Below are 20,293 nucleotides of genomic sequence, written 5' to 3'. Positions count from 1 at the left end.
CAAAAAAGTGGGATGCTCCCTATTTGTAAGACGTGGGGCAATACGGTTCGATTAAAGAGAAAAGGGGAAAGGGAAAAGGTTTTGAATACATCCTTTACCCTTTCCCCCTTCCCCAGATCGGATTTGATTTGGTAGTTTATCAGTTTTCTTCTAAAATTTCTGAGGCGATCGCATAAACTCCAGTCCAAAAGTAGGTAACAGATGATGATGCAGATTTTAGAAAACTGGTATAAAATCACTCTCTGTAATCAAGCTGGGATTGATGTTGCTCAAAATAGCTAACGTCTCATTTGTGGAAGTAATCCGAATAGAAGTCTTATTACTACTTGCAGAGATAGTTAAAGCCCCATAGGTTAAACTACCTAATAAGCCAAGTTTGTCGATGCCATCCTTAAAATCAGAGATGCTATCACTGCCGTTTCCTGATGCGAGAACAAAAATATCCGCACCCGTTTGTCCATAGAGTAAATCATTGCCAGCACCACCAATCAGGATGTCGTCACCTGCACCACCATAAAGGTAGTCATTGCCAGCATTGCCAATCAGGCGATCGCTGTCATTCTGACCGTACAGGTAATCATTATTACTGCCGCCTAAGAGGCTATCATTACCATTACCACCATAAAGATAGACACTAGCAATCGTGAATGATGAACCATTTAAAATATTGTTACTAATGCCGCCTGTCAGCGTTACTCGTTCAATATTGATGAGGCTATCATTACCTAAACCAACTAGTTGAGTGTCAGTTAAGGTAAAGTTGACATCACCTGATTCCTTAAGTGAATCAATGCCATCACCACCGTCGAAAATATCATCACCTCCACTGCCAGAAAGGATGTCATTGCCAGCACCACCAATCAGATTATCGCTACCATCCTGACCGTAAAGGTAGTCATTGCCAGCATCACCAATCAGATTATCGCTACCATTCTGACCGTAAAGGTAGTCATTGCCAGTACCACCTATGAGATTATCGTTACCATCCTGACCGTAAAGGTAGTCATTTCCTTCATAGCCGTAGATAGTATCATCAGTTGTACTGCCATTTAGCCTATTGCCTGAAGACGTACCATAGATAGTCTTTTCGCTGACATCATTAAGATTGACAGCGATCGCTTGTTTGGTACTCGTATCAGTGCTATCACTGACAGTCACTTGTAATTGAAACTTAGGATTGCTCTCAAAGTCAAGGTCATCGCGATCGCTAACAGTAATTTGTCCAGAATTAGAGTTGATGCTAAAAGCAGTTTTCCCATCTCCATCGAGGTCAAGGTTACCATCAAGAATTGTCCAGTTGGAAAATGAGGTAGTTCCCTCGATATCGGTAGCAACTACAGTACCAACCACCGTGTTATTACTGCTGTTTTCATTAATGTTGAAGCTTTGATTTGCAGTAACAATCGGGGCATTGTTGACAGCAGTAACGTTAATCGTCTTAGAAACTATGGCACTAGTACCACCATCACCATCACTCAACACAAAGCTAACAGTACGGGGAGTAGTAGCGGGATTCTCAGAGAGATTGGCGTAACTAATACTGCGTATCAAGGCTTGGACGGCAGCAGGTGTAGCTTTAGAATTAAAGTTGATTACCAAGTTTTGAGTCCCAATACCGCCACTGAAAGTAGCGATGAAGCTGGTATCGTACAAAATGCTTGTATCGTTGACTGCAATTTTATTTGTTGTGTTGCTTTGGATGATGAGGCGATCGTCAGCACTTCCACCATTACTGAAGTTAACAGTCAATTTACCTGAATCGAAGTCTTGGGAATCAGAGTCTAGGACAGTTGCACTAGGATCGATGAAAATAGCAGGGTCATTTTCAGTGTATGTGGGATTAGTTCCTGGAAAACTGATTATCGGAGAATCGTTGATAGCAGTAACATTAATCGTCTTCAAGACAGTAGCACTAGTACCGCCATCACCATCAGTTAACACAAAGTTGACAGTACGGGGAGTAGTGGAGGGATTGTCAGAGACGTTGGTGTAACTAATACTGCGTAGCACAGCTTGAACAGCAGTAGGCGAAGCTTTAGAGTTAAAGCTGATTACTAAATCTTGAGTGCCAATACCGTCACTGAAAGTAGCAATGAAGCTAGTATCGTATAAAATGCTTGTGTCGTTGACTGCAATTTTATTTGTTGTGTTGCTTTGGATGATGAGGCGATCGTCAGCACTTCCACCATTACTGAAGCGAACAGTCAATTTACCTGAATCGAAGTCTTGGGAATCAAAGTCTGTGACAGTTGCATCAGGGTCAATGAAGATAGCAGAGTCGTTTTCAGTGTAGGTGGGATTAGTTCCTGGCAAACTGATTGTCGGAGAATCGTTGATAGCAATAACGTTAATCGTTTTGGAAACTATGGTACTAGTACCGCCATCACCATCAGTTAATACAAAGCTGACGGTACGGGGAGTAGTGGAGGGATTCTCAGAAACGTTGGCGTAATTAATACTACGTAATACAGCTTGTACGGCAGTAGGCGTAGCTTTAGAGTTAAAGTTGATTACCAAGTTTTGAGCGCCAATACCGCCACTGAAAGTAGCGATGAAGCTACTATTGTATGAAATGGTTGTATCGTTGACTTCAATTTTATTTGTTGTGTTGCTTTGAATGATGAGGCGATCGTCAGTAGTTCCACCATTACTGAATTGAACAGTCAATTTACCTAAATCGAAGTCTTGGGAATCAGGGTCTAGGACGGTTGCACCAGGGTCAATGAAGATACCAAGGTCATTTTCAGTGTAGGTGGGATTAGTTCCTGGCAAACTGATTGTAGGAGAATCATTGATAGCGGTAAGATTAATCGTCTTGGAAACTGTGGCACTAGTACCGCCATCACCATCAGTCAATACAAAGCTGACAAGACGGGGAGTAGTGGAGGGATTGTCAGAGACATTGGCGTAATTAATACTGCGTATCAAGGCTTGGACAGCAGTAGGCGTAGCATTATAGTTGAGGTTGATTACTAAATCTTGGATGCCGATTCCACCAGTGTAATTACCAATCAAACTAGTATTGTAAAAAACATTTGTACCAAAGTATTCAATTTTATTTGTCGGGCTGTTTTGAATAGCAATACGGTCATCAGGAGTACCACCATTACTCAAGCGAACAGTTAATTTACCTAAATCGAAGTTTTGGGAATCAAAGTCTGTGACAGTTGCATTAGGGTCAATGAAGATGCCAGGTGCATTTTCAAAGTAAGTGGGGTTTGTGCTGGGCAAGGTGACTGTAGGCGCTTGATTACCAACATTTAAAGTTACTGTGGCAATATTAGAATCTGCGATTGCATCATTAGCTTTATAGCTGAATGTATCAACACCTTGAAAGCCTGCATTAGGAGTGTAAGTAAAAGACCCATCAGAATTGAAAACGAGGCTACCGTTGTTTGGTCCAGACACTAAAGTTGTTTTCAGTGGCGTATTTTCACTATCTGAGTCATTCGTTAATACACCAGCAACTAAATTGTTAGGAGTAGCGCGGTATTGAATGCGGCCTTTGAAGCTTTCGCTAGCAGGGTCGCCATCACCGTATTCTTGGAAGGTGGCATCAAAATTGAGAATTTCGTCGCCAGAACCGTAGGTGATTTGGTTGACTGTAAACTCGCCTGTGAGACTGTTATAGCCTCGTCCATTACCACTGACATCTAAACCAGGCTGATTAGAGGCTTGGAATGGGAAACGTGCCGCACCTGTGTATGTAGTGCCTGCTGTCAGTGGAGCATTAAATGGAGCTGCAAATGAAAGATCCCACCAATCGCTAATACCAGAGAAACTAATTCGGATAGCATTATTCTTACTGGGATTTGTGGGGTAGGCACGGACAGCGCTAATCTTATTTGAAGTGGGACTATAGGTATAGTAATCACTCTGACCGATATAGTTACCGCGATCGCTATCTAAAGTCAGCGATGTGATCGCCGCAGCAGTCTGTAATTGTGTGTTTGCCGCTACAAAATAAGTATCGTTTTTAACTATTGGTGGCTGATTAGTGCCAATAGCCGCACTGCTAACCTTGATATCATCAACCCCAATCCACTCATCTTCTCCATTCGCATCAGTAGTAATAAAGCGAACTTGGACTTTTGCCTGATTGGTAACTTCGGGTGGCAATAAAACAATTAGGCGTGCTTCCCGTGCGTCAGAAGACACTAAACTTGAGGCATTATTAGAAGCATCGGGTACAAAAGCTGATGGCAGATTGATGAAATCTCCTGTATCCCCAATGCGGTATTGTACAGCAACAGATTGAATGGCATTGCGTGTTGAGGTATCTATGTCACGTAGGGTGAAGTAAAGTAGAACATTCTGCCGTCCAGTAGCATCTAAATAAATAACTAAATTCGGCGCTGTAGCGGTTGATGAGCCTCTGAGGGCAACAGTTGGGTTGCTCAATGCGAATTCCGCAATTCCACTATTCGTATAAGTACTTGGATTAGTTTGATTAGCATTCACATCAACAGGAGTTGCAGAAGCATCAGCTAGTACTGTTTGTGGGTTAATACCCGTGCTACTAACTAAACCATCACCTCGAAAACCCCTAATGTTGGGTAAATTACTCCAATCATCATCCGTATTAATCAAATTAGTATTTGACCAGTCTTGGAGAAAGTCGCTTGTTGCTAGTTGGTAATAAGGTAAATTCAAAGGACTAGGAAGATTGCTAGAGGGTGCCTCGTAACGTGTTACAACAAAATTCCCGTTGTCACTTCCTGTAACCACAATTTTACCGTCGGACTGAACGGCAACCGCCGTGTTTTGAAAATAACTACTGCTAACAGGAGTTATAACTTTACCGCTATTGCCAAAGCTGGTATCTAAGCTGCCATTGGAGTTGTAGACAGCTAAAGCAAAATCACGGCGATCGCTGTTTTGAGCAAACCCGGACACAACAATTTTGCCATTCTGCAAAATAGCCAAACTTTGGCCAACATCAAGGCTGCTGCCTAAGTCTGTAACAACCTTACCGCCATTACCAAAATTAGCGTCCAGAGTGCCATCAGAGTTATACCGTGCTAGAGCAAAATCTCCATTAGCACCAATGTTTCCAGTAGATCCGGCCACAACAATTTTGCCATCAGATTGGAGAGCAACACTATCTGCAAAGTCATCTGTGCCAGGAAAGTCTGTGATTACTTTACCGTTACTACCAAAATTAGTATCTATACTGCCATTGGAGTTGTAACGTGCCAAGATAAAGTTATTGCTGCCATTACTATTCATGCCACTGCCAGTGACTACAACCTTACCGTCTGGCTGAATCAAGATACTTGCAATAGCGTCTTGGCCGTCGCTCATGGGAGTAAGAACCCTACCCCCATTACCAAAGCTAGTATCCAGACTGCCATCTGAGTTGTAACGTATCAGGATAAAGTCAGTATTCAGGTAAGGGTCATTTTGGGTAAGATATCCCCCCACAATAATTTTGCCGTCTGATTGGACGGCAACGCTTTTTATCCATTCGTTTTTACCCTCAAAGTTTGTAACAACTTTTCCGCCATTGCCAAAGCTGCTATCTAAGCTGCCATTAGAGTTGTAGCGTACAAGACCAGCATCAACTTGGTTGCCATTGTAGGTAATTCCGCCGATTAAAATTTTGCCATCTGACTGAATGGTAACGCTGTAAGCTCTATCGGTTTGGTTAGCAAAATCTGCGATCGCCTTGCCGCTATTCTCAAAGCTGCTATCGAGGCTACCATCTAGATTATAGCGAGCCACCGCAAAGTCACCATTGCTATTGTAGGTTTCTCCTACTACTACAATCTTGCCATCCGCTTGAATCGCAACAGCATAAGCTGTGTCACTACCACCAATATTTGTAATGACTTTACCACCAACGCCAAAGGTAGTATCGAGGTTTCCAGGAGCAAGTATTCCCGTATAACTAGAAAGAGTCTCTTGTCGGAATACCAAAGCTATAGGATGTGGGATGGGAAAATCTTTGCCGACTTGAACCTGTAAATTCCAATCTCCTCCCAACGCCGCATTCCCTGTTGGTGTAGTAGAAGCAGCAATATTTGCTCCCGTCAATTGGTGCAATTTATGTAAAAATTCCTCTCCTGCGTCCCCAGCGGCGACGTTACAGCCGTAGAGTATTAGAGATGGAGAGAACCAAGTTTGTAGCTCTTGGGTATAGCGTTCTAAACTGCTGAGACTGAGTTGCGTATTACCCAGGTAGAGGCAACCGGGAGAACCATGAGAAACAATGTGGACACTTTCAACTCTAGGGCGTTGTAAAAGTGTTTGAGTAATTTTCTCTACCCCATCTTGGTTCGAGTCAAGGACTATTACCTCAATTCCTGATACAACACTTTTCAGCAATATTTTATAGTTCTTAACGGAGGAGTCAAGGAAAAGTATGCCTGTATTCTGAATATTCATGTTCTTGGAATTATCCGCTAAAGTTTAGATATCTAATTGTTAGTAAAACTCTTGAACAAGAGATAAGAGATTGGATGATTTAAGGACAAGAGCATAATCCATAAATCATTAACTTAAAATTCAGTTTGATTTTTCAGCCTAATTAGTAAAGGAAACTTCAAACTGACAAACCATTCTCCCTTTGCCATTTTGCTAATTGCAGATATTAATTACATCGATATATTTTCTGAAATATTATTAAGAAGCTATAAAGCCTCAACAAATAATTAGTAATAATTACTGCTTGAATAAGAAAGGAGTCAGGAGCAGAAGTCAGAATTCAGCATAAATTCTGTACATCTGGCGGATGAATCAATGGATATCTGACAATTTCCACATTAGATCCAAATAGGTGTCGTCCGACTTCGGGCAGTCCAGCAAGGCTATCTTGAAAACCCCTCGCAATTCATCCATGCCCGCAGCTTGGACTGTTATGCCAATGTTAACGGTTGTGACACAGCAGATCAGAGCGATCGCTATTAGATTTTTCTATTTTCATACCTTCTAGTATAAAACTCACTTGACAACATGAGTTAAAAGGTGATATTGCTTTTATACCGATTGGTAAATAAATCATTTACTGCTAGTACTGCCGCTTCCAACGTCATCGGGACAATGCCTGATGTCGAAGGTGGCTACAGCCCTTAAGTATAAGTACTATCAAAACTCATACTCAACTCATTCAAGGGAGGCATTACCATGTCACAGAAACTCACAGGAAAAATCGCACTTGTTACCGGCGGCAACAGTGGCATCGGACTCGCCACAGCAAAGCGGTTCGTTGCAGAGGGGGCGTACGTCTTTATTACAGGTCGTCGTCAAGACGGACTCGATGCTGCGGTCAAGGAGATCGGCGAAAATGTCACTGCTGTTCAAGGTGACGTGTCGAATCTCGCCGATCTCGATCGCCTTTACGCCACGATCAAAGAGCAGAAAGGACGCCTCGATATCCTCTTTGCTAACGCAGGTGGCGGCGAGTTTGTGCCGCTCGAACAAATCACCGAGGCGCACTTCGACAAGTATTTTGGCATCAACGTCAAGGGTACGCTTTTCACCGTGCAGAAGGCGCTGCCACTGATGCCTGCTGGTGGGTCGATCGTCATCAACGGGTCGATGGTATCGATCAAGGGCATACCAGCTTTCAGCGTCTATGCTGCCACCAAGGCTGCTCTGCGCTCGTTCGCACGCACCTGGTCAGTCGATCTCAAAGACCGCCAAATTCGAGTCAATGTTGTCAGTCCGGGGACGGTGATCACACCTGGCTACAAAACTGAACTCGGTATGAGCGACGAGCAAATTGAGCAAATGAAAGCGGATACCGCTACCACCACACCTTTAGGTCGTCCAGGTACACCCGACGAAATCGCTAAAGCAGTCTCTTTCCTTGCCTCCGACGATAGCAGCTACATCACTGGCATTGAACTCTTCGTTGATGGCGGCACGGCACAAATCTAATCGCTTTTTGTCAGGACAACTCGATAAAGCCAGCCCGCACTCAGCCACAGACAGAAGTCAACTACCCGATTCTAGGCAATTCGAGTTACTTGCTGATTCACACGGGGACGACCAAAGCGCTCCCAAGCACTCCCTCCTCGCAAAAATAGCTCTAGGAAGCGCAATGGTTCTCCTGAATCGCCTCTTGACCAACCAGAACTACCAGGAGCAAAGGCTAAAGTTCCTTCAGATACCTTAAAACTGCCATCAGAATAAACTGCATCACTGACCACATCTCCAATCCGGATTACGATCTTGGTTTGAGGCTGCAAGTTAAGTGTATGTGCTCCAATAGTTGTTTTGATGTTGCCGTAGCCATCAATCCAGGCAATTCGATCTGGTGGAACATCTGGGATTTGCTCACGAATAAGATTATTTCCCAGAAGGTTAAAATCTTCACTCATAATGGCAGCCGCAGCCGGAGGAAACACATCCCGTGAGCGAAACTGCGATCCACCACGAGAAACGTTGACCACTCGTAACTCCTTTGTATGGTCTTTGATAAAGGAGAGGGTATAGCCTGCATTCACACCCACTACTTTTACACCATTAGATAAAAGGGCATAAGTTAGTCCTTCACCTTCATTGTCTCGACGGGCTTCAGGATCATCCTGACGAGGGGCACAGTTGTGATAAATTAGGCGATCGCTAGGGCCTGGGTTGAGTCCCAGTTGAGCAATCCAGAATCCCGTTGCCAATGTACTGAATGCTGGCACCGAAAGCAAATGAATTTGGGCATGGGGAAAAGCCATCAGCAGACGTTGTGTGACTTCTGTAAATGCCGGATCTCCCGTACCGTAGTCTGCAATGACGCAGATAAACATTTTGCTCCTCCTTCTGATGGGTAGTAATTTGCAATCAATCTAATTCATAATTCATAATTAAATCCCCGATGTAACATAATTATGAAATATTCGGTCATTATGTGATTAGGGACTGACAAAAAATAAATTATTTGTAAATTTGTAGTGGCGCAAAGCCTTACCCCCCTATAATCGGATGTTTTTTAACTGCAAGTCCCTTACAGGTTGAAATAAGCAGTTGTCTGCTCATTTCACTCCTATTAATAACGTTAAAGTCTTACTGAGCGCAATGAAAACAATCACTTCACTTTTTAGCGAAGAACGCAACCAACTCCAGACAGATATTGATAACACAACCAACATTGAGGAGATAGTTAAGTTGGTTCAGAATCGACTTGATAATCTCGAAAGAATTTACATTGAAAAACTTAATCTGGCTCAAGTTTGTCTGGCTTCTTTTTTCCTAGATACGCTGCGGCAGTCCATCGCCACTCTTGCTGCGGCTAACTATTCTCAAGTTGCTCCAACAGAGCAAAAGCAATTTACTAACCCAAGTACAAAGTTTTTTTCCAGCAGATTAATTCTGAAACTGCTAAAGGGACTAATTTATATAGGCATCTTAGGTTCGTTGTTCTCTTTAACTAAAACTACCCCAGGTGCATGGATGGCTATCTTGCTAACCTCTCTACTTCTAGGAGTAGAAGTTGTGCTTCAACTCGACTTAAAGAATCAGCAAAATTCTATGTCTTCAGAGCTATTGGAATTACCCAAACCTATGCTCCGGGTTGATAGCAAAGTATTTTTAGATCATCTTGGCGATGCTCTCAACACTATCGACCTAGCAGTAGCTAGAGTAGAAGAATGGAATAAACATGAAGGCGACCTAGCAATAGAAGAACTGCCAGAGCTATTAAATTTTCTGCAAAGGCTAATGGGCGCATCAAAACTTGATAAACCCCAAATGGCTTATGAACTTGCAAAACTTCTGCCACAGATTTTAATGTCTCAGGGAATTAACGCTCAAATTTATCGACCAAATGACCCTCACAGCGATCGCAAATTTTTTGACTTCGAGCCAAGTATCGACCCCGATACCAAAGATCACGTGACTCTAACTCCGGCTTTGTTGAAAGGCGATCGCTTGATTCGGCGCGGTAGGGTAATTGAGCCAGCTTATTCCGCTTCTAGAGAATAATAGACAATAATGGGTATGGAAATTTTAGAAACAATCGGTTTTGATTTGGGGCACGGTGAAACGGCTGTAGCTAAAGCGATCGTGGAAAGCATCGAACCCCCCCAGATGTTGGAGGTTAACAACAGGAAGAACCAAATTACAGCCCTTGGCTGGCATCCTAAACTCGGTTATCTTGTCGGCGAACAAGCATTAATTCAAGCTGGCGTTACCCAACTGACAATCTCTTTCAAGCAAAAACCCAACAACGATCCCAAATATCGGGAAACAATTAGCACTTTTGTGGCAACTTACTACCGCCTTTTGAAAGAAAGCAAACAACTTGAAGGTGGAGAAGGTAGCTATTTTTACATAGGTTGCCCTTCAGGATGGTCAGTTAGCGATCGCACCGAATACCAAAAGCTACTTCAAGAAGCTGGCATTCCCCAACTAAATGTTGTACCTGAATCGCGGGCTGCTTTCATGCAAGCCAAAGAAGCCGGGAAGTTGGAGTATGACAAACTTGTAGCATCGGTGCTAATTGTCGATATTGGTTCTTCAACCACAGATTTTACTCTGGTTAAGAGCTTAGAAGAGATACCCATAGATTTCGGGAGTAATACTTTAGGTGCATCTCTAATTGACAAAGCTATTTTTGCCCGGACTCTTGCCAACCACGAACAAAAAACATTACTCGAAAAAGTATTTAAGGAATATCCGCATCACCAAGCTCGTTGTGAACTTGCTTGTCGCAAAGCTAAAGAAGATTACTTTTCTAATGAACAGCTATACAGCGATCCTGAATCCTTTGCGCGTGGCTTCGAGTCAATTAACGAACAGATTTATTTTATTCCCCAAGTCAATAAATTGATGATGGAGGAAATTTTAAACCAGCCCTTACCGGAATTGGGGGATCATAGTTGGGTGCGATCGTTTAGCGACTCTTTAACCGAGGCGAAAGAAAAGCTAGAAAAACTTGGAATCGTGCCGAAACTTCTGCTGATGACTGGCGGTGCATCTCGCATGAAGTTTACGCACGTTCTTTGTCAAGAAATGTTTCCCGAACCAGAAACGCTGCTTCGCCCCGATCCAGAACCGGAACGGTGCATTGCACTGGGTTTAGCACGAGTAGGAAGATGGGATCTGCGTGCTGCTGCTTTTAAAGAAGAAGTCAACAAACTATTTACCTCGAACAAGCTTAAAGGTTTGATTGAAAGGCATATCCCGGAGTTAATCGAATCACTAACTAAGCCTTTGACAGATGGCTTGATTGTCAATGCAGTTAAACCAGGTTTAAAAGATTGGCAAAAAAACAAAATACGGACTTTAGCAGATTTGGAAACATCTTTGATCGGTCGGGCAGAACAGTGGCTCAAAAGCGACCGCGCTGTGCAGATAATTAATCATCAATGCGCTTCTTGGTTTAGCAATAAAATCCAACCCGATTTAGCCGCACAAACCGATCCAATCTGTCGAAAGTTTCAGATACCTAGAAGCAGCTTAAGGTTCCAGGATAGCATTGACCCAAATTTTGTTAACCCAGAGCTACGAATTGGAGATGCTATCCTGGCTGAAACAGTAGGCTTTATCGTCAATGTAGTAATTGGTGGAGGCACTGTAGCTAGCATCATCACTCTCATACTAACTGGACATTTAACCTGGCCTATTGCATTAGTATATGGGGCTTCGGTGATGGCGGCAGGAATGGAGCTAAATCGTAAGAGTGTCCAAGAAGTAATCAAAACAAATGTCGATGTACCTAGTTGGGTTCGTTCTAGTTTTTTGAGCGACAAAAAAATCGAGGATATGTGTGAGCAAATAAAGCCGGAGTTAGAGAAAGTTCTTCAAGAACAATTGACAGCAGATCAAGAGGCTTTTGATAAACTGATTGACAAAGTTGAGCAAGGGCTTCAAAAAACCCTTGCCACCAAAGTTCAATCTTGCATAATTCTGATTCAATAGGGGTGATGTATGCCAGCAAATATACTTTTTATAAATTCTGAGCGCATTGCCTAAGTATTTTAAATTGTTAATTCCAAAATTTTCTCAAAATCAAAGTTATTTACTAACTGCGTTAAACCATTCGCTAAATGGGTATGGGATACGGGAATTTGATTAATTAATTGGAGAATTTGCTGACTCTGAACTTTAGTTGCACAGTCACGTAATTGTGCTATCCATGCAGCTGGCATAACTGCTAAATCTTGGGGTGTAAGGCGGTGATTGTTGGCGCTGCTAATTGATTCGGCTGCATAAAGATAACGTACTCCTAAATACAGTGCCATTTTTGCAAAAACTTCTTCTGTGCGGAAAGGTTTACGCACAAAGTCATCACAACCAGTTGATAATGCTGTTTGGCGGTCTTCTTCAAAAGCACTGCCACTTAGTGCAATTACAATTGTTGCGGGATTTCCGGATGCTTTGATTTGTTTGGTCGCTTCATAGCCATTGAGTACAGGCATTCTCATATCCATCCAAATTAAATGCGGCTGCCAACTTTGCCATAAGTTAATTGCTTCTTGTCCATTGGTGGCACAACGCACTTCAAAGCCTACAGGTGTCAACAACTCTATTAGTAATTGCCGATTTTCTGGTTTGTCCTCAGCTACAAGAATTCGATAGGTTGGTTGTCCAGCTATTAATCCCATAACTTGCTGGCTGGGTGTTGGTATCTCAATTTGTGCAGTGACAACTGCATGAGTCTGAATAGTGAATTTAAAAATTGAGCCAACTCCCACTTGACTGCTAACAGTAATATCTCCACCCATCAACTGTACAAAACTACGACTAATTGCTAATCCTAGTCCTGTACCTTCTTGGGATTTGCGACCGCTCTCGCTTTGTACAAAAGGTTCAAATAGGTTTTCTAGTTCGGCTGGTGAAATGCCAAGACCAGTATCTTCTACCGCGAAATTTAGTGTAAGTGGTTCTTGATTCACTACTGACACCCGCAACGTTACCTTACCTTTGGGTGTGAACTTAATCGCATTTCCTAACAGATTAACTAAAATTTGACGTAACTTACTTTCGTCTGTGTAAATATATTGGGGTAAATTAGCTGCTAAAGCAAAAATTAGCTCTATATTTTTTGATTGGGCTTTAAATTGAAATACTTGTTGTAGCCAGTCCAATAGAGCCGCAAGATTAAAGTTAGTTTCGTTCAGAGTGGTGCGACCAGCTTCAATTTTGGACATTTCCAACACATCATTAATTAAAGTCAGCAGGTGTTCACCACTGCGCCTGATAGTATCTAAATAATTTTGCTGTTGGGAATTGAGAGAACCACTACGCATCATCAACTGGACAAAACCCGACATCACATTTAGGGGAGTTCGCAGTTCATGACTCATGTTAGAAAGAAACAGGCTTTTGGTTTTGTTAGCAGCTTCCGCTTTCGCCCTGGCTGTTTCCGCTTCTTTAATACTTGCTGCTAATTCGGCGGTGCGGAGTTTGACTACTTGTGTGAGGTTTTGTTCACGGGCGGCTACTTCATGCGCCATGTACTGAAACGTGCGTGCTAGTTGTCCTGGTTCGTCAGCCCGTTGCGCGACTTTGATAATTTCCGGGGAGTCAAAGCCTTCTACTTGCTCAACTGTGATTGTACCAGCACCAACTTTTTGCGCGATCGCAGTTAGTTGCTTGAGTGGTTGAATGACTGTCCCCTTCAAAAACCGATTGATTAACCACACACCCAACGCAAACACAGCCACAACGATACTCATCACTAACGTCAGGGTATGACGCACACGCATAAAGACTTCATCAGCTGGGACATAAATTGTTTGTGCTGCGACTATTTCATTCAACTTCCAACCAAACCCGCCTTGTCTTCCGTAGGTTTGAATCATGCTTTTGGGGGCTGATGCTGGCTGGCCATGACACACTAAACAGTTTTGCTGAGTTACTTTTAGCGGTTGGGCAATGTAAAACAGGGTTTCTCCATAAATAGGCCGATAACCAGAAAGTTTAGTCGTCTGTGGTTGTTGGCGAAATTGTTCCACCAAGTTGATTTCAAAGTTATCCGCTTGGTCACGGGGATTTGTTGGGTTGAGTGTCGCTTCTTTATAGAGGAAGCTTTTATATTCGGGGTGGGTGCGAAATTGTTCAAACACTTGTCTGGCTGCATACCCAGGAACGGTTTCGGGGATAAATGCTGGCGCAGTTAGTAGTTGATTTGCTAAAAGGGGATCGACGCTGTTATCGGTGTAGTTCCTCACAGAATTCATCGTCTGGACTAAAATTTCTGCCTTAGTACTGACATCTTCTTCTGCTAAGTGTTGCATTGCTGAAGCCAGAATCATCCCACTTAAGCAAATCCCACCCAGAAATACTAGTGTTAGTAGTAAGGTAAACTTTGTTCCCAGTTTTAGCTTTCTGAGCATTTTCACCCCTTGGCTCATGTACGTGTGTTCAAAAGTATATAATTTGAACTATGTTTTTTGGGTGTAGATTTTTGCCTCACGCAGAGGTGTAAAGTAAAGAGTTGAAAATTGAGACTTTTACAAGAAGTCTCCTAGTTCAAGACATTTGTTTACGAAAAAATGTATTTTCCCTACACCTCTGTCCCCTGTCTCCTATGAATAGTAATTATTCCCCTAAAGGTGACATCCTGATTGTTGATGACACATTGGATAATTTGCGCCTGTTATCAACAATGTTGATGCAGCAGGGGTATGAAGTTCGCAGCGTGACTAATGGGCAAACAGCATTGATGGGGATACAAGCCCAACCTCCTGACCTGATTTTGCTGGATATTCAGATGCCGGGGATGAATGGCTATGAGGTTTGTCAGCGATTAAAAGCTAATCCCCAGACTGAAAGAATACCAGTAATTTTTATTAGTGCTTTAAATGAAGTGTTTGATAAGGTGAAAGCGTTTACGGCTGGGGGAGTAGATTATATTACTAAGCCATTTCAAGTTGAGGAAGTTTTGGCGCGGGTGGAGAATCAGTTAACGATTTGTAGATTGCAAGGACAGTTACTCAAAGCTTTGGCACAGGAAAAGGAACTCAACCAACGCATAGAAGCAATGGCGACGGTGGAAGAACGCAATCGCATCGCCCGTGATATTCATGATTCTCTAGGACACGCTCTAGTAGCACTCAACATTCAAATGGAAACTGCCCTGACTTTATGGCAAACTGACCCAACACAAGCCTACGAATTTTTAAAAGAGGCGAAAAAACTCGGTTCTGATGCCCTGAAAGCTGTGCGTCAGTCGGTATCGGAAATTCGTTCCGATCCATTGCAAGGGAAGCTTTTGGAAAATGCGATCGCTACTCTCACCCAAGAATTCTATCGCACCACTGGCATCCTCCCCCAATGTCAAATAGATTTATCTTACCCCTTATCCAATCAAGTCAATACAGTCGTCTACAGAATTATCCAAGAAGGCTTGACAAATATCTGCAAATATGCAAGTGCAACTCATGTGCAGATTCAGATTCACACTACTGCTGAAGGTTTATTGTTAGTTCTCCAAGATAATGGCACAGGAATGTCAATTGATATGTCTGCTGACGGTTTTGGACTGCAAGGAATGCGGGAACGGACAACGGCTGTAGGTGGGCAATTAGAAATTCACAGTCAACCTGGGGCTGGTTGGCGAATTACCGCAAGATTTCCGAGGCTGGTAGCATGATTCGAGTATTAATTGCAGAAGATCAAGAGATTGTTCGGCGAGGTTTGAAAACCTTGTTAACGACTAAGCCAGATTTACAGGTTGTTGGCGAAGCAGAGAACGGCGAAAGGGCAATTCAACTAATAGAGGGTTTACAAGCGCAATTTCTCCCGCCGGATGTGGTACTCATGGATATTCGGATGCCGGTGATGGATGGAGTGGAAGCCACAAGGCTAATTTGCCAAAAGTTTCCCGGTACGAAGATTTTAATCCTCACCACCTTTGATGATGCTAAGTATGTGGCTGAGGCGTTGCGCTTTGGTGCTAAGGGCTACTTATTAAAAGATACACCTGCGGAGGAATTAGCAGAAGCCATTCGCTCAATTCATAAAGGTTACACCCAATTTGGGCCGGGAATTGTCGAAAAGATGATGGCGAATGTGTCAGTTATCGAAACAGACAAGCCGCAGGAGTTACCCCCAGGAATGACAGAACTGACTGTGAGAGAACGAGAAATTTTAAGGATGATTGCCAATGGTGCTAGTAACCGCGAAATTGCCCAAGCAGTCTTTCTTTCTGAAGGGACAGTGAGAAATCACATCAGCAATATCTTAGCGCGGCTAAATTTACGCGATCGCACCCAAGCAGCTATAGTTGCGAATTCGTTTATGTCTTGGTTAGAAAAGTAGCGAACAGTGGGAAAATTCCTCTCCTCTGCACTCTTCTCCCTGCCCCTCTGCCTCTTATCAATGCCCCAACCTAATTCTCGATGACAAATGTCATGCCAGGTACATGACATTTATTCGATGTGGGCAACCTTGATTGCCGGATATCTTAAAGCTATCGAAACGAGGACAACGGTTGGTGAGTTAACCAACCAACCTCAATCGCTAGAGATAAGTCTAACAGGGTTTAGTAAAAGTCAAATATACTTTTGCTCTCCCAAAAAATTTTAGTCAGACTCAATCTTTCCGTTTGCTAACGCCGATGGTTGCAATTACTGCACATCATCTTGGCGGATGCGTGTTTACACAAATTAATTTTTACTCGATAAACAATTAGGAGTTTCCATCATGTCTACTATCAAAAACACCAAACTCAACAAGTCCCTGTTACAAGTAGTTGCACTCATTAGCACAAGTCTTCCTCTACTCACTATGACTTTTGGGAAACCTGCAATGGCAGAGTCAGCAAGCAACCGTCATTGTATAGATGTGGCAAATGTGGGGGTTTGTGCGGAAGAGAAAGGCGCAGGCTACGAATTATATGCACAGTTTGGGCCACTCACTAGTCAAAAACAATACATTGGTCGTGATGGGGGTTGTGCAACTTTCGGTACAATTAGTGTTGCTGGTTCTCATGCTCAGGTAAAAGGTTGCATTAAGGGTAGTCCAGTGCGTTTTGAAGGTAAAGCTGAAGCGTGTGGAGTTAGCAAATGTAAGAGTAAAGATTTTGCTCTGAATTTACCATCAGGTACAGGTAGTCCCACGAATCCCTCTCAAGCTCCTGTTAAAGCCCCAGCCGAGATTGGCAAGTTTGAATTGTTATGGGATGGTGTACGTGTCGGTACAGAACCCAGTTGGACAAGAGAACAAGCGATCGCTACCCTAGAATGGAACAAAAAAACTTATCCTAATAAGAAAATCGAAGGTTTGTTTAACGGTCAAAAAGTCGGCTATGAGTTGATTTGGGATGGGGTACGCGTTGGCTTTGAACCATCTTGGACAAGAGAACAAGCGATCGCTAACTTGGAGGACAATAAGAAAGGTTATCCCAATAAGAAAATCGAAGGTTTGTTTAACGGTCAAAAAGTCGGCTATGAGTTGATTTGGGATGGGGTACGCGTTGGCTTTGAACCATCTTGGACAAGAGAACAAGCGATCGCTAATTTGGAGGACAATAAGAAAGGTTATCCCAATAAGAAAATCGAAGGTTTGTTTAACGGTCAAAAAGTCGGCTATGAGTTGATTTGGGATGGGGTACGTATTGGCTTTGAACCATCTTGGACAAGAGAACAAGCGATCGCTAACCTAGAATGGAACAAAAAGACTTATCCTAATAAGAAAGTTGAAGCCTTGTTTAACGGCGAAAAACTTTCATAGTTCAGGCTAACCGATCGTCATAGTTATTTAACGCTAAGTGTAGGGGAGTAAGTGTTTTGAATACTTACTCCCCTGAGCCAGGATTAAAGTTACTCATATGGTTTGGCGCATCTCAACACAGAATTGGTATTAAATATGTAAACTGCTCAAAGTCAATGATTCAAACAATAGTTGTTTTTCTCATCATTGGGCTGATTATAACTGGGATTTTAGTCAATCCCATTCTCGTCAAAAGGCGAAGAAACCGTCTCAAACACCGTCCTTTTCCTCCACTGTGGAATGCCATTATTGAAAATAATATTCCTATTTATCTGTGTCTCTCTCCCGATGAACTCAGACGACTTCAGGGACATATTCAAGTATTCTTAGCAGAAAAGCAATTTATTGGCTGTAGAGGATTACAGGTGACGGAGGAAATGAAACTGACCCTTGCTGCTGTCGCCTGTTTACTCCTACTAAATGAACGTGGACAGTACTTCCTTAGACTTCGTTCAATTCTGGTCTATCCTAATGCTTATTTTGTTCAGGAAACGACTTCCATCGGAAAATATGTTGTTGAAGAAAAGCGTGTGGCAAGACTGGGGGAATCATGGACAAATGACCAAGTGGTAGTGTCTTGGGAACAAGTGAAACAAGACACTAATAACTGGAGGGATGGACATAACGTTGTGCTTCATGAATTCGCCCATCAGTTGGATCAAGAAGATGGTAAAGCTGAAGGAGTTCCGATACTGCAACGTAACTTAGACTATGCTATTTGGGCGAAGGTGATGACAGAAGCATATCAGCAACTTTGCAATGATGTTCTACAAGGTGCAAAGACGGTAATGGATAGCTATGGTGCAACGAATCCCGCAGAATTTTTTGCCGTAGCGACTGAGACATTCTTTGAGAAACCGCACCAATTGTTATCCAAGCATCCGGCACTTTATAAGCAATTGCAGCGTTACTATCAATTAGATCCTGTGCAATGGGTTTAAACTACAGCGGATTGCAAGTTAGTGCTGCTTGAACACTCATATAGTTTTATTTTGCTGCTCATAAGACTATCACACGTATTCATCATTCCTATTTCACCGCTCGATCGCAGAGCGCGATCGTCAGCACTGCTGCTGCCGCCAGTGCTGATATTGTGCGAACGTGGTTCCAGATTGTCCAGTTGGTCAGGTATTTAGCCCATAGGTTCGCGCCTTCAGTGCTGTCTGGTTTGGCGATCGCCAGCGCATCATTCAGTGGCACATTGAACGCGATCGTCACTAGAATGGTGCCAATGAGATAGATCAGACTGCCGACAAGCAAGTAGGCAGCACCATGTTGATGCCACTTTAACACCGAGGAAACCGCTAGAAACATACAAGCCGCAGCCGTTCCGAAGAGCGCTAACATGAACAACGGATTGATCGCCGTGATATTAATGGATTGCATAGCGGCAATACCCTCCTTCGGTTGGAGTCGTGTAAGGGCATTGATCACAAAAGTCGAAAAGGCAAAGAAGACGCCAGCCACCAGTCCGCAGCCTAGCGCCGAGAACAGCTTCAATGCGAAAAGCAAGTTATTAGTGGTTGTCATAAAGCCTCCTGTAGATTACCGCCTCAGTTCTGGGCCACTTGAGCTACCGCAAAGCTATTTTAAAACAGCCGATAACGAAGGATTAAGCCATCTTAAACTGTCAACTCGAAGGCAAACTCACTTTCGATTTCGGCTTTGTGTCCGACTGTAACCGATTTATCTTAGACCATGATGTTCAGCATTACAGCGGATTCCCATAGTAGGGACTTCCAACTAAAAAAATGTCCCATCGCTGTGTAAGCAGGGGGAGCAGAGGAGGAAGAATATGATCATCATCATCGCTCTAAAAATTGGATAATTTAATTTCTGGAAATCCCATAACTATTTGGCTTAATTGCGGTAAGCTATAACGGCATAAAACGGGTCTCCTCCCGCTGCACCCAACCACTGTAATAAATTCGGTAATGTTGACTTATGAGCTATAACTTCTGCGGTTGTAAATCCTGGAACTGAGGCGAAGTAGGCTTTGACTAATTCTACTCGTTGTGCTTCTGAAGCCTCCCGCCAGGCTTGAATTGCCTTTTCAAAAAACATGCGGTTAGAAAAGCTGATAATTGCGACACCGCCGGGTTTCAGGATGCGGTAAATTTCGGAAAATACTGCTTCTGGATATTGCACATACTGCACAGATACGCAATTGAGAACAGCATCAAAATCTTCATCTGGTAAAGGTAGCTGCGGATTTTCGTTAAGATTTTGGACAAAGTAATGATTTAAGCGGGAATTTCGTGCTAATTCCTCACCATTGAGTCCGTGTCCTTCCACATGGTCAAACTCCATCTCTTCTGGCAGATGAGACACCCAGCTGCTCATCATATCAAAAATGCGGGTGTTGGGTTTGAGGCGATCGCGATATAAATCCGTTAGCTGTTGAATAAATCCTTCATCTACATGGGTAACGAAGCGAGGATAGGCATAGAACAGCTTATCGTCTGTATCATCTAATTTCAGGCGTTGATTCGGTTTTAACTGCATAAATCTCTGTTTTGGAGGACTTTTTCGGAAAATTACGACAATTTCAAGTATTTTTCAATAATGACTATGTAACATATTTTAATAACAGTAGGACACATAAACGAGTCTAAATAGCAGCATTCAATTTTTATCG

General features: G+C 42.9%; 13 protein-coding genes. 8 read left to right on the top strand and 5 right to left on the bottom strand.

The features are described 5' to 3' along the window. Positions 1-216: 216 nt before the first annotated feature. Positions 217-6,387 carry a DUF4347 domain-containing protein gene (locus RM347_RS22915; protein WP_322720133.1) on the bottom strand — a complete coding sequence of 2,057 codons (6,171 nt, stop codon included), beginning with the start codon at positions 6,385-6,387 and terminating at the stop codon, positions 217-219. A 738-nt stretch (positions 6,388-7,125) separates the two neighbouring features. On the opposite strand from RM347_RS22915, the gene RM347_RS22910 reads away from it, so the two are divergent. After that, positions 7,126-7,881 (top strand): glucose 1-dehydrogenase, encoded by a 756-nt coding sequence (locus tag RM347_RS22910; RefSeq protein WP_322720132.1) that lies wholly within the window; start codon positions 7,126-7,128, stop codon positions 7,879-7,881. Positions 7,882-7,952: 71 nt separating this feature from the next. Here the strand turns inward: RM347_RS22910 and RM347_RS22905 are convergent, their stop codons facing one another. Continuing rightward, positions 7,953-8,744 carry an SAM hydrolase/SAM-dependent halogenase family protein gene (locus RM347_RS22905; RefSeq protein WP_322720131.1) on the bottom strand — a complete coding sequence of 264 codons (792 nt, stop codon included), beginning with the start codon at positions 8,742-8,744 and terminating at the stop codon, positions 7,953-7,955. 268 nt (positions 8,745-9,012) lie between these two features. On the opposite strand from RM347_RS22905, the gene RM347_RS22900 reads away from it, so the two are divergent. Both RM347_RS22900 and RM347_RS22895 read left to right on the top strand, forming a co-directional pair. Beyond that, positions 9,013-9,918 (top strand): hypothetical protein, encoded by a 906-nt coding sequence (locus tag RM347_RS22900; RefSeq protein ID WP_322720130.1) that lies wholly within the window; start codon positions 9,013-9,015, stop codon positions 9,916-9,918. Between the two features lie 15 nt (positions 9,919-9,933). Then, on the top strand, positions 9,934-11,856 hold the full coding sequence (locus tag RM347_RS22895) for an Hsp70 family protein (protein WP_322720129.1): 1,923 nt from the start codon (positions 9,934-9,936) through the stop codon (positions 11,854-11,856). Between the two features lie 59 nt (positions 11,857-11,915). Here RM347_RS22895 and RM347_RS22890 read toward each other — a convergent pair whose 3' ends face one another. Further along, on the bottom strand, positions 11,916-14,276 hold the full coding sequence (locus RM347_RS22890) for a c-type heme family protein (protein WP_322720128.1): 2,361 nt from the start codon (positions 14,274-14,276) through the stop codon (positions 11,916-11,918). Positions 14,277-14,470: 194 nt separating this feature from the next. Here RM347_RS22890 and RM347_RS22885 point away from each other — a divergent pair, with 194 nt between their 5' ends. The 4 genes from RM347_RS22885 to RM347_RS22870 all read left to right on the top strand — a co-directional run bounded on the left by RM347_RS22885 (position 14,471) and on the right by RM347_RS22870 (position 18,596). Further along, positions 14,471-15,535: an ATP-binding response regulator gene (locus RM347_RS22885; RefSeq protein WP_322720127.1), complete on the top strand. Its 1,065-nt coding sequence runs from the start codon at positions 14,471-14,473 to the stop codon at positions 15,533-15,535. Beyond that, the gene (locus RM347_RS22880; RefSeq protein WP_322720126.1) at positions 15,532-16,203 is read left to right on the top strand and encodes a response regulator transcription factor; all 672 of its coding nucleotides are present in this window, start codon (positions 15,532-15,534) and stop codon (positions 16,201-16,203) included. Before RM347_RS22885 ends, RM347_RS22880 begins: the two co-directional genes overlap by 4 nt. Before the next feature lie 384 nt (positions 16,204-16,587). Further along, positions 16,588-17,616: a hypothetical protein gene (locus tag RM347_RS22875; protein ID WP_322720125.1), complete on the top strand. Its 1,029-nt coding sequence runs from the start codon at positions 16,588-16,590 to the stop codon at positions 17,614-17,616. 155 nt (positions 17,617-17,771) lie between these two features. After that, complete coding sequence (locus RM347_RS22870) at positions 17,772-18,596, top strand: zinc-dependent peptidase (RefSeq protein WP_322720124.1); 825 nt, start codon at positions 17,772-17,774, stop codon at positions 18,594-18,596. An 88-nt stretch (positions 18,597-18,684) separates the two neighbouring features. Here RM347_RS22870 and RM347_RS22865 read toward each other — a convergent pair whose 3' ends face one another. Next, positions 18,685-19,002, bottom strand: a complete 318-nt coding sequence (locus tag RM347_RS22865) for a DUF1772 domain-containing protein (RefSeq protein ID WP_322720123.1) — start codon at positions 19,000-19,002, stop codon at positions 18,685-18,687. On the opposite strand from RM347_RS22865, the gene RM347_RS22860 reads away from it, so the two are divergent. Further along, the gene (locus RM347_RS22860; RefSeq protein ID WP_322720122.1) at positions 19,001-19,336 is read left to right on the top strand and encodes a hypothetical protein; all 336 of its coding nucleotides are present in this window, start codon (positions 19,001-19,003) and stop codon (positions 19,334-19,336) included. The genes RM347_RS22865 and RM347_RS22860 overlap by 2 nt on opposite strands. Before the next feature lie 179 nt (positions 19,337-19,515). Here the strand turns inward: RM347_RS22860 and RM347_RS22855 are convergent, their stop codons facing one another. Continuing rightward, on the bottom strand, positions 19,516-20,160 hold the full coding sequence (locus tag RM347_RS22855) for a class I SAM-dependent methyltransferase (protein ID WP_322720121.1): 645 nt from the start codon (positions 20,158-20,160) through the stop codon (positions 19,516-19,518). Positions 20,161-20,293 lie beyond the last annotated feature (133 nt).

This window comes from Nostoc sp. ChiQUE02 (assembly GCF_034531305.2).
Classification (GTDB): domain Bacteria; phylum Cyanobacteriota; class Cyanobacteriia; order Cyanobacteriales; family Nostocaceae; genus Nostoc.
The sequence above is the reverse complement of the archived record's forward strand: the minus strand, read 5'-3'. Positions and strand labels throughout refer to the sequence as shown.

Coding starts and splice junctions, on each gene's coding strand:
- RM347_RS22900 (WP_322720130.1), top strand. CDS start 9,013: ATGAAAACAATCACTTCACTTTTTAGCGAAGAACGCAACCAACTCCAG.
- RM347_RS22895 (WP_322720129.1), top strand. CDS start 9,934: ATGGAAATTTTAGAAACAATCGGTTTTGATTTGGGGCACGGTGAAACG.
- RM347_RS22915 (WP_322720133.1), bottom strand. CDS start 6,387: ATGAATATTCAGAATACAGGCATACTTTTCCTTGACTCCTCCGTTAAG.
- RM347_RS22875 (WP_322720125.1), top strand. CDS start 16,588: ATGTCTACTATCAAAAACACCAAACTCAACAAGTCCCTGTTACAAGTA.
- RM347_RS22860 (WP_322720122.1), top strand. CDS start 19,001: ATGAACAACGGATTGATCGCCGTGATATTAATGGATTGCATAGCGGCA.
- RM347_RS22910 (WP_322720132.1), top strand. CDS start 7,126: ATGTCACAGAAACTCACAGGAAAAATCGCACTTGTTACCGGCGGCAAC.
- RM347_RS22870 (WP_322720124.1), top strand. CDS start 17,772: ATGATTCAAACAATAGTTGTTTTTCTCATCATTGGGCTGATTATAACT.
- RM347_RS22905 (WP_322720131.1), bottom strand. CDS start 8,744: ATGTTTATCTGCGTCATTGCAGACTACGGTACGGGAGATCCGGCATTT.
- RM347_RS22880 (WP_322720126.1), top strand. CDS start 15,532: ATGATTCGAGTATTAATTGCAGAAGATCAAGAGATTGTTCGGCGAGGT.
- RM347_RS22890 (WP_322720128.1), bottom strand. CDS start 14,276: ATGCTCAGAAAGCTAAAACTGGGAACAAAGTTTACCTTACTACTAACA.
- RM347_RS22855 (WP_322720121.1), bottom strand. CDS start 20,160: ATGCAGTTAAAACCGAATCAACGCCTGAAATTAGATGATACAGACGAT.
- RM347_RS22885 (WP_322720127.1), top strand. CDS start 14,471: ATGAATAGTAATTATTCCCCTAAAGGTGACATCCTGATTGTTGATGAC.
- RM347_RS22865 (WP_322720123.1), bottom strand. CDS start 19,002: ATGTTAGCGCTCTTCGGAACGGCTGCGGCTTGTATGTTTCTAGCGGTT.